Below are 2,152 nucleotides of genomic sequence, written 5' to 3'. Positions count from 1 at the left end.
TTGGAGAAGCCCGCACTGTAACGGTACTCCGTTCAGTGTCGGGAGTCGTCACGAGAGAATCCATCTATTTATTATCAATTTGATGGGGATAATTCTGCTACCAATTTCCCAGATTATGGGACTTTTTCGTCTGATTTAATACTACATAGTTCAAATACTTCTGTAGCCCCTTTATACGCTACTACAAATGGAGCTAGAGATTTTGGAGGAGTTGGTTTATCTCATGGGTACAATTCAAGCCTGTTCGTTGCCCCCGCACAGAATTACAGTTATGAAATAATATTTTCGACAACATCTACTAACGTTGGTATTTGCGAGTTTAACAGTGATTCCTCAGGAAATGGAGGATCTTGGGACAGATCTTTGAACGTTACCTCTTCCGGGCAATTAGAGTTTTACTATTTCTCAGGTGGTTTTAGATACCTAACAAGTCCACTCACTTATAATGATGGGAATCCACATCATGTTGTGATAACACACCAATCCAATAATCCGAAGATGTATGTCGACGGGGTTGAGGTTGCTTCTGGTATTGGGAATACTGCTCAGTATTTTGCCCTTATTCTAATTGGATACTCTAAAAATAATGGGAATAATTTTGTAGGAACAATAGACGAATTTGTCTACTATATCAACAGAGTTTTAACCCCTCAAGAAATTGCAGATCGCTATGCCTTGTTGACAAGCTAGTATCAAAAGAAAGAGGCAGAAAAAATCCTTGCTTCTTTCTTCAAAGGAAAAACAGTATGCTTTTTAGTTTCTATTTTATTTATCACCCCAGTCTCTAAATCAATCTTGTAGGTGTTAACGTTTATTGTAGTTTTTGTACTTAGACTTTTTTCTAGATTAGAGTTATCTTGAGAAACATCATTTTTCACTGTGTAAATTGTATTTCCGACTAAGGTAGAGTATTTTTTAGTTAAACTAAACTGTGCCAATTCAAAACGGCTTAAGTCAGCTAAGTCTGTAATTTTAACAACTAAATTACCTTCATCTCTTAGTAATACCAAATAGTATTCATAAGATATATCCCGTCCTAAAAAACTATTAAGTCTTGTCTCATCATCTTGTTTAAAAATATAGTTATAATAAATAAAACTTGTCTTTCCATTATTAAGAATTGTTGGACTTTTTATTCGTGTATATCGACGGGGTTGATCAACATATAAATTATCAATTTCCCCTCCAACCGCCTCCATAGAAAATGGTAACGGATGCCCCCTAAAAATATAATTTCCACTACCCGTCCGATGGTAAGCACTAGACCTGTGTTCTGTGCCTCCTTTGTCCCTATTAGCAATATTATTCTGGAGAGCATATTCAGTGTGGAAAATATCAACGTAACTGATATTTAATTCCTCTTCTTCTGTCCCAATACTAGACAAATTCAGAGTGGTAAATCCTAACTGTTCGGGTTTATCATTAGAAGGATAATCAGCAGAAAAGACATAATCATTGGTGTTTAATATATCATCTCTCGACCCATCTACAGTAGAAGAATCAAAACCAAATCTTTTACTAACTCGATAATAAGGAGCCTCTAAACTATAATACCAAACATCCGCAGTGTAGAAAAAAGTTAAGTGTCTAGCTGTGGTAAAAAAGTTAGAATAATTATCGGGTATTAAAGTATTTTCTGGTAATTCATAATTAATAAACCGTCCCGATGGTTCTCCAGTAAAATCAATAAATGTGAGCGAGCTAACATCTTCACTTATTATACTTTCTTTAAAGTTACCACTAACTGAGATAGAATTAATAGGACTCAAAATATCATCTGCCAAGGTAGGAAAAGTGTAGTTTATAGGGAAATCTACAACAGGTCTAGGGACTTCTGGCAAAGCATTTAAGCTAGTACCAACCCCACTATCAAGGTCAACCCTAAAATTATTCCCTGGTGTCGCTTCACTTGTCCCCCAGGCGTTCATTACAGTTTGCTCATAGTTCCCTTGTGTCCCTAAATCAAGGCGTACTCTAATATCAGCATCATCCAATAGAAATTCACTATCAATTGAAGCCTGACCATACCCTTTATAGTTCATCGCTCTTGTATAATCACCATCATATACTTGCGCTCTACCATTAGTAACACGGGTATTGACATCCTCACCGCCCTACGCTCCGCTAAAGAACGGTGATTCCCTAAAACAAG

The 2,152-nt window shown here is 36.4% G+C and carries 2 protein-coding genes; one reads left to right on the top strand and one right to left on the bottom strand.

Annotated elements, in window-relative coordinates:
* The first annotated feature begins 66 nt into the window (after positions 1-66).
* Complete coding sequence (locus P9B04_RS22430) at positions 67-690, top strand: LamG domain-containing protein (protein WP_342057182.1); 624 nt, start codon at positions 67-69, stop codon at positions 688-690.
* Positions 691-692: 2 nt separating this feature from the next.
* On the opposite strand, the gene P9B04_RS22425 is transcribed toward P9B04_RS22430, so the two are convergent.
* Positions 693-2,042 (bottom strand): hypothetical protein, encoded by a 1,350-nt coding sequence (locus tag P9B04_RS22425; RefSeq protein ID WP_342057181.1) that lies wholly within the window; start codon positions 2,040-2,042, stop codon positions 693-695.
* Between the last annotated feature and the right edge of the window lie 110 nt (positions 2,043-2,152).

The organism is Crocosphaera sp. Alani8, from assembly GCF_038442745.1.
Classification (GTDB): Bacteria; Cyanobacteriota; Cyanobacteriia; order Cyanobacteriales; family Microcystaceae; genus Crocosphaera.
This window is presented reverse-complemented; position numbering and strand designations above follow the sequence as displayed.